Origin of the sequence: Roseinatronobacter ekhonensis (assembly GCF_900499075.1) — a bacterium.
Classification (GTDB): domain Bacteria; phylum Pseudomonadota; class Alphaproteobacteria; order Rhodobacterales; family Rhodobacteraceae; genus Roseinatronobacter; species Roseinatronobacter ekhonensis.
The window spans coordinates 1-7,934 of the sequence record NZ_UIHC01000081.1 but is presented as its reverse complement, the minus strand read 5'-3'; the positions used below and the strand labels follow the sequence as shown (position 1 = coordinate 7,934).

The window sequence follows — 7,934 nt, the reverse complement described above, 5'->3', positions numbered from 1 at the left end:
CGCTGCACGGACATATGACGAATTATGGAAGGCGGTCGGTCATGTTTGTAACCTGTTCACCCCTGACGAATGCTACAACTTCTTCAAGGCCGCTGGATATGAAACTGATTGAACCAGACGCGCTCTAGCTACGGCCTCACAGCGGTATGCGGCTTCGGAAATTCTACTGCTCAATTTCGGGGTTCCAAGGGCTCTCCCTTGGCAAGGTGTATGTCGCATCAAATCAGCCTCGTGTCGCTCTGCGACTGGGCTGTTTGTGCAGACATGCAAACTTGCGCGGTGCCAAAGCACCGCCGCTTTGGCTCTGCCAAATAAACATCGCGCTCCGCTGTGAGGAGAGAATAGGCTCTGCCGATACGCCGCGAATTTCGGGCTGTGCCCGGTCGACCAAACACCACCAAACCATCGCAAATCCAGCTTGCACAAAGCAGCAATAGAGTTGGCAGGCTATGCCGCCCATGTACGCTTGAGGATGACTTTGGCGGAAACCCGTCCCTGACCGCAAGTCATGATTACATGCAATGCCTTCCCCATGAACAAGCGCACATCTGACACCGTACGACTAAACGCCGAGAACCTAGATGAAATCCGGGCTTCGATCGATTGGCAAGCTTTGTTTGCAGGTCTGGGGCTCCGAAAAGCCGAACAAAAGAGCAAGCCGAACGACTGGTGGGCGTTTTCGCCGTTCCATGACGAGAAGACCCCCAGCTTTCACATGGCGGCGGGCGGGGTCTGGTACGACTTTTCCATCGGGGAAGGTGGCGGGCCGATCGAACTGGTGCAGCGGCTAGACGGCGGCAACTGCTACGAAGCCGGGCGACTGATCCTCGAACGGGGTTGGGCGCATGCTTCGGTCGACCTGTCAGAGCCTGTCACCGCGCACCGTGACACGGTCAGACAGGGTGTCACCAAGTCAATTTCGGCTGCAACCGAAAGTGAAAGGCCTGCGAATGAGGTGATCCGTCAGGATCTCCTGAAAATGTGTGAATACCATCCGTGGTTAGCGGAACGCGGCATCTCGGAAGAAACCTGCGAACTGCTCGGGATCGGCTATCTGCCGCAAGGACGCTCCCCTCTTAAAGGGCGGGTGGTGTTCCAGGTGGCGGACGCGCGTTCGACCAGCAAAAACCCCAATACACCAAACCGCGTGATCCTCAGCCATCTAGGGCGAGCACCGACCGACGATATCGACCCCAAGTATCTGTTTTACCCAGGCTTCCGCAAAACCGATGAGCTGTACGCTCAAGAGATTATTTCACTGCACGAAGACGCTGCGAAACAGGTCAAAGAGACCGGGGCGATCGTCGTCACCGAAGGGCCTTTCGATGTCGCCAAAGCGGTCGAGGCAGGCCTGCGCAATGTTGTCGCCAGCTTTGGGGCGTCGCTATCGAAGCAGCAGGCGAAGAAGCTCAAACTGATGGCAGACACTTTCGGGGCCAAACAAATCCGAGTAGTTTTTGACCGGGATGATGCAGGCCGCCAAGGCGCAGTCAAGGCAGCTGACGCTCTGCGTCAAGTCGGGTTGGAGCCGGTGATTTTTGATTGGGACTCACCGATCGCCAGGTCCTCGCGCGGTGCCGTACATATCCCGGCTGGAACCGACGATCTGGCTGATTTTTCCACCGAACAACTGATCTGGCTGCGCGCCAAAAACCTGATTTAGGGAGGAGAATTCTTATGTCTGCCAGCAAGATGGCTCAAATCAAGGGCATCACGTTATCGGAAACGATGATGATCCAAGCGTTGGAAAACGTACCAGCAACCAGCTTCACCAAGACCGATTTCGCTGACGCGCTGGTCGATCAAGGGGTGGTCGCTGGCCAGGACGGTGACTTTGTGCGCCGGGTGATGCAGCATCTCAAGCAAGCGGGCTGGATCGATTTTGACGGCACCGCGCAAAGCTGGCATCTGACCTCGTTTGGTCAGCTGCGCTTGCCCCAGAAGACCATTCCGCTCATTCCAGCACCGCCAAGCACATTCGCAACCATTCAGCCTGCGAACCGATTGGATCGGTGGGCCGAGCATGGCCGTCTGTCCCTGAGCGCGGTGGCGTGTTTGACGTTGTTGATCGCACTGGTCGGGTTGAACGCCAGCTTCGCGTGGGAACTCGGGCGCGAAGCCGCACAGTTTCAGATCTTGTTTACTATGGGCGTCATGGCACTCGACATGATGCGGCCTGGATTTGTGATGATTGGGTTTTATTTGAACGGGCGTGGCCGGTTCGCATTGGGCAGCATTGCGTTGAGCATGGCACTTTTCTTGTCTCCGGTTTCCGTGCTGTCGACCACCTCGATCCTGTCGGCCTCCTTTCTGCTGGGGGCCGAAATCAACACCGACGCGGATACGAGAACGCAGACACTCGAAGCGTTACGCGTCCAACATCAAAACTTGCTTCAACGCGCTGCTCAAGACGAGGCGGCGTGGCGGCAAGAATGTACGCGCGGGGGTTGCGGTCGGATTGCAGAGGAACTGGAAACGGCTTTCCAGAACACCGTCGCTGAAGCCCAAGGGGTGCTTGATCGGATCGTATCCCTGACCGAGGCCGCGCAGGGCAATTCGGAACTTCTCGCCCGGATGATAACCACCTTCGAAAGCCTTGGGTTATTCGGGGCGGAGCGGCAGATTTTGCTGCCACTATTTCTGGCGATTAGCCTCGAACTAGGCGCGTTGTTCGGTCCGGCGCTGCTATTGCGACGCCGGACGCAAGAGATGAGACAGCCTTAGGCCGTGTCATCGATCCGCAGTCGGCGCAGGATGTCGTGCGCTGCTGTGGCTAGCTTGGGCGTCAACGCGTTGGCGGCTGAACTGTCGGCGAAGGCGCGCAGCGTGGCCATCGGATCTTCGGTGGTCCAGCTGGTATGAGCGACAAAGCGTTCAGCGTCGGTCTTCGCCGTTAGCGCGATTTGTTCTAGCAGATCAATGCGTAGATCAGCCGTCACGCGGCTTTCGGTGACCGAAGGCTCAGGCATGGTGTGCTGTCCCTTTTCATAACCGCGTTCATAGCTCTCAGTGAGGGCGGCTTTGATCGACCAGACGGATACATCATGGAAGTCGAGCCGGTCACTATTCTGGGTTTCCAGCGTCTCTATGTCGAGATGCTGCATGGCAATGTCTTCCAAGGTTGCATCCGGTGACGGGGCTTGATCACAGGCGAACCACCGTTGACAGGTTTCGAGTAGATGAGCGTAATCCCCGGATCGGGCTTCGGCCAAGAATTGGTCTACGACGATTTTGTCCAGACCGTGGTCGCGCAGCAGCTTGCTGGCTCGGCCCAGAATGGCGAATGCATTGCCGTCCTCGCCTACCAGCGGCAAATGAAGCATGGGGTAACGTGGTGTAGAGCTTGATGGTTGTGATGGTTGGAATTGGTTCATGATATGAAGTGATTAGAGATTAAGTGACGAATGAGCTGGAATTATTTGAAGTCCCGCGTGGAGAGCCACCAGCAGGTTGGGGCTCCGGTGTGGCCCGGTTTCCAAACGGCCCAGTAGTATTGCTGACGGGCGATGCGGGCGGTTTTTGAGGTCGGTTTACCTTCGGGCCAGCAGGTAAGATCATCGAGAAAATAAAGCGCTGCAGGCGGTGTTTTGACGAACTTTCGGTGACGGTCAGGGTTGGCCAAACTACGTAGGTTCAACAGCATGGCCACGGTCCCACCAGTCCTGCGGGCGTGGATTAAAGCGCGCCGCACGAACGCGTCACCCAGGCCGTGCGTCCCGTAGGGTGGATTGGTGACGATGTGTTTCGCCAGCGGCTGAGTGGATTTCAGAAAGTCACGCCCACCTTGGCCGAACCCGCGATCTATCAGGTCGGTCGAGGTGACTTCGTAGCCCGCATTGGTCAATTCGCGGGCGATGGCTCCGTCGCCGCAGGCAGGCTCCCAGATTGGTCCGTCGAAGCTTTCGACCGAAAGCAGGGCGCGGGTGGCTTCTGGCGGGGTTGGGTAGAACTCGAACGGCGCGCGCCCAGGTCTTGTCTGTGTCTGACGGGCGGGGTTTGCACTGCGAACACGGGGCCGAGAAACGGGGTTTGTCATGTCTGTTTGGGTTAAGAGATAAGACACCGACCACGAGCTACGCCCCCAAAGGACACTGTCAAAACGGGCAAACGCGCAGCGGCAAACCGTTGACAGGGGCCAGGGCGTGGCAATCTTGGGCGGTTCTAATCGAGCCCAATCAGCGCGGGCCAAACCGGCTCGGGTCGCTCGGGTTGTGCAAATCTGGACGAGATCGACGACCTTGGGTAATATGCCGGTGTTCCTAACCCATATTCTGATGTCAGATACACCAGACCAATTCCCGGCAGAACGGGAAGATGTGGACGCCCAGACAGTGGCGATCCGCACGCTGAATGATCAACTGCGCACCACTTTAACCGGCGGACGCGTGGTGATGACCCAAGGCGTCAATGCGCTCGCGGACGACACCCTCGCCAAAGTGCTCCGGACGGTGAACACGTTCGACGACTTTACGCCTAACAACGATCCCTACGGGACGCACGAATTCGGCATGTTTGAGGTCGACGATGCACGGGTGATGTTCAAAATCGACGCCTATGACGCAAATCTAGAATACGGCTCACCGAATCCCGGCGATCCAGAAGTGACCCGCCGTGTCATGACCATTTTGCTGGCTTCAGAATACTGAACCGATTTTCTAACCCGCGCTATCCATGGGCCTCGACCAATACGCCTTCACGGCTGATCGCACTCAAAACCCAGAATTCAATTGGCGCAAACACGCCAAGCTGCAGGAGTTCATGGAACAGCTTTGGGTCAATCGAACAGGCCAAGCAGCCGACGCGCTAAATTGCAATCAGCTGGAGCTGCAGGCAGAAGACATCGCGACTTTGCAGGCGATGATTGAACGCAACGAACTGCCGGACAGTCCAGGAGGATTCTTCTACGGCCATCAATTCCAAGACGAATCCGCGTCGGAATACCGCCACCGGGATCTCGAGTTCTGCCAATGGGCACGGGCCATCCTACGCACCCGCCAAAAGGTCTTCTATTCCTGCTGGTGGTAGCGCGTTCTTCTCTTTTCACCGCTTAAAAATGTCTACACGCGCCACGATCACAGTTGCTGACGATCGCGAAAGCTTCGATCTGTATCAACACCATGACGGCTACCCGGAAGGGCCACATGGTCTGGTTCGGCACATTGCCATGGCGCGTCGCCTCGCTTGGGATTTACCTCGCTTTGAAGCGGCGGATTTTTCGGCTGCCGTAATCGCAGTTCTCAAAGACCGTGGCGGCTCCACCTACCTGACGCAAGACGCGGAAGCCCACACCGATCGGTCGTACCACTACCGGATCCAGTCCATCCGCGAAAACTGTGTCACCCGCGTGATGTTGACCATTTGCCGTCCGGCTTGTGATCGCACCCAAGGCGACATTGAGATGTTCCACGGCGAGATCCCAGAAGCGGTCGCCAAGTTTCAGGCCATTGGTGAAACGGCCAATCAGCCGCGTGAATACCAGATCCTCATGACGGCAGAAGGCTCCCTGTGGCGCGCGCATGAAGAAATCAGCGCGCTTTGCGGCGAACGACCGGACCCAGACACTCAGCAAGTGTACGGCGATATTGAGGACGCCAGCCGCGATTTGGCCGCGTTGCGTTATCATTTGGAGCATAACGATCCATGGCGCACGCTCGCCCACTCAGAAAAAGCCTTGACCCGTGTTCGTGAAGCCAATGAAACCCCGATTGTCGGATTGCCAACCGTTGAGGTCAAATTGGCCATGGATGCGCACCGGCGGTTCCAGCGTGACCTCTCAACAGATATGGAGATTTCAGAAAAGTGACCCTTGCCGATCATCCTCTGCCTTGCGTTTCCACAAAGGGTCTTTGGCGGCTTCATCCAACCACCACAGCACGAATGCTACCGGATCGTTGTCGAACTCAGCCAACGCCTCATCCCCGTTCATGAAATGGGACCGGTAGCCCGTTTCAGTGATTGGTAACAGGCGCTTGTCCTGACTGCGGATTTCAATGTGCTGGGTGACGAAGTCATCGTCGGGCATCGAAAACCAACAGGGGCAATGGCGTATTTCCAGCAGAATACCTTCCCAGGTTGCCGCATAGACTAAATATTCAGCGCGCTCCAGGGTCTCGTTTTCTTGAGGTTTTTCCATCAGCTCAAGATTACCAGGCATGGTCTGCTGGGCGAGGTCTGCACAAAACGGGATCCCGTCTCTCAGATGCATGCCGGATTTGGCAAATTATCTGGCAATGGACCTCATGACGCCCGAAGAATTCGCCCGAATGGAACGGCTGCTAGCCGAGCTGCTGCCAGGCTCGACTTCCAAGGAAGAGTCCTCTCTCTTGCAGATGCATGCCCGACTGCAAGCTATCTATGCGGCACAATTCGAACTGCAGACATCTCGCGACCGGCTCATGGCGCTGCGATCGAAAACGGGGCAATGATGTCACGTAATTCGGCCAGATCCTTGCCATAGCCGTACTTGGGCCGTTGAAACTTATGCCCCATCAGCTGCGCCTGCGCTCGATCGACCACGTCACGCTTGGTCAACTGATCCTGAAACCAGTGCCGCAGACTATACAGACTCTGACGTTTGTCAGTGACGATGCCGCTATCGCGCAGGTTACGATTGATGATGCTGGTGGCGTACATGTTTTTGCCAAGCCGTTTCCCCCAGCCTCCGGCTACCACCAGTTCTTCAGCCGCCTGCAACGACACCCCAAGCAAAGGCAACAGGCGCTCGGAGTGATCGGTCTTTAGTCCGCGCACGGCGTTCTTTCGAACATGCACATGTGGCACCTCATGTTCTAGGATGACGTCATCCAGTTCCAACCCAATCGCCTCCACCGGGCGCATGCCCGTATTGACGAGCAATCGCAATAAACGCTGGAATTCTGGGGCCAATTTTTTCATCGCATTCGGCTTTATAAACATCGTGATTTGCTCTGCCGAGAACGGAGTCCTCGGAACTTGAGCTTCGTCTTTCAGCTTGATACGGGCAAACGGGTTTGGCGTTTCAACCCCGTCAATATCGAAATTCGTGGAGATCAATCTGCGTAAAGCGTTGATGTCCTTGTTGCCGGTATGGGGCTTGAGGTTCTTTTCTTTTAATCGGGTGAGCCACCATGTGCGGAAAGCCATCGCGTGCTGTCTTTCCACAGCATACATGGGCACGTCTCCAACGGCCGCATTAAAGTTGGAGAGGGCCTTCAAGTAACCGTTCCGCTTTACGCGGGCTTGGTCGTGGCTCAATCCGTTTCGCTCGTCTTCGATGTGCGTCCAGAAGCGTTCAAACGCGTCCGTCATCGACAACTTCGGTTGTTCAACCAGGCCCAGAATGGCCTTTTTCTCAGAAGTTGAGGTTTGCTCGTTTAACAGCAGTCGCAGACGGTCTATCAAATCTGTATCGGTCAAATCCCCTGCCGTTTTAGGCTTGAGCGTTCGCTCCATCTGAACCGCTACCGCTGCACCATAGCGATCAGCAAGATCTGAGCTGGCAAGCGACACACCGGCATCCAATGACCGCTGCCAATCGCCTTCCAGATCACAAGAAACTTGTGCCGCCAGCAGTTTAGCTTGCGTGAAGTCGCATGTGCGCAGCGAGAAAGATATCAGGCGTCGATTGTCGACATCACAGAAGCGTTCCGGGACCGCGCGATAGTAGTGCCACCAGCGTCCACGCTTCTTTAGGTGAAGTCCCCACATGACCTGGATCCCTGTACCAAGATTTGTACCAAGATCGGAAATCGACCGACCTGCAGGGATCATCATACAATCAATAAAAACAACGCCTTAGGGGCGGTGTTCCGTCTTGCCAGAAGTGAGGTGGCGGAGCGGACGCGACCTCCGTCGAACCTTATCCGGCCCGTAAGATATTGATGTTATTTTATTATCTATTTCGGCGCCGAATATTGCCGTCTCTTCCTCATCAAGCTCGGCAATGATGCAGTTTG

9 protein-coding genes are annotated in these 7,934 nt (G+C 56.1%); 5 read left to right on the top strand and 4 right to left on the bottom strand.

Annotated elements, in window-relative coordinates; all coding sequences use genetic code 11:
• Positions 1-532 precede the first annotated feature (532 nt).
• Complete coding sequence (locus tag ROE7235_RS18105) at positions 533-1,663, top strand: toprim domain-containing protein (RefSeq protein ID WP_183073577.1); 1,131 nt, start codon at positions 533-535, stop codon at positions 1,661-1,663.
• Between the two features lie 14 nt (positions 1,664-1,677).
• Complete coding sequence (locus ROE7235_RS18100) at positions 1,678-2,724, top strand: hypothetical protein (RefSeq protein ID WP_121097097.1); 1,047 nt, start codon at positions 1,678-1,680, stop codon at positions 2,722-2,724.
• On the opposite strand, the gene ROE7235_RS20430 is transcribed toward ROE7235_RS18100, so the two are convergent.
• Positions 2,721-3,374, bottom strand: a complete 654-nt coding sequence (locus ROE7235_RS20430) for a DUF6900 domain-containing protein (RefSeq protein WP_220669590.1) — start codon at positions 3,372-3,374, stop codon at positions 2,721-2,723. The two genes, ROE7235_RS18100 and ROE7235_RS20430, sit on opposite strands and share 4 nt — an antisense overlap.
• A gap of 41 nt (positions 3,375-3,415) precedes the next feature.
• Positions 3,416-4,036, bottom strand: a complete 621-nt coding sequence (locus ROE7235_RS18090; protein WP_245964022.1) for a TRM11 family methyltransferase — start codon at positions 4,034-4,036, stop codon at positions 3,416-3,418.
• Between the two features lie 211 nt (positions 4,037-4,247).
• Between ROE7235_RS18090 and ROE7235_RS18085 the strand changes: the two genes are divergently transcribed.
• The 3 genes from ROE7235_RS18085 to ROE7235_RS18075 are packed head-to-tail and all read left to right on the top strand — an operon-like array spanning position 4,248 to position 5,803.
• Positions 4,248-4,646, top strand: coding sequence for a DUF3768 domain-containing protein (locus ROE7235_RS18085; RefSeq protein WP_245964023.1), 399 nt, complete (start codon positions 4,248-4,250; stop codon positions 4,644-4,646).
• A gap of 25 nt (positions 4,647-4,671) precedes the next feature.
• Entirely contained in the window at positions 4,672-5,025 is a 354-nt protein-coding gene (locus ROE7235_RS18080; protein ID WP_121097094.1) for a hypothetical protein, read from the top strand.
• Positions 5,026-5,053: 28 nt separating this feature from the next.
• Positions 5,054-5,803, top strand: coding sequence for a hypothetical protein (locus tag ROE7235_RS18075; RefSeq protein WP_121097090.1), 750 nt, complete (start codon positions 5,054-5,056; stop codon positions 5,801-5,803).
• On the opposite strand, the gene ROE7235_RS18070 is transcribed toward ROE7235_RS18075, so the two are convergent.
• Positions 5,792-6,154: a hypothetical protein gene (locus tag ROE7235_RS18070; RefSeq protein ID WP_147434263.1), complete on the bottom strand. Its 363-nt coding sequence runs from the start codon at positions 6,152-6,154 to the stop codon at positions 5,792-5,794. The two genes, ROE7235_RS18075 and ROE7235_RS18070, sit on opposite strands and share 12 nt — an antisense overlap.
• A gap of 239 nt (positions 6,155-6,393) precedes the next feature.
• Complete coding sequence (locus tag ROE7235_RS20260) at positions 6,394-7,686, bottom strand: site-specific integrase (protein WP_183073576.1); 1,293 nt, start codon at positions 7,684-7,686, stop codon at positions 6,394-6,396.
• Positions 7,687-7,934: the final 248 nt, after the last annotated feature.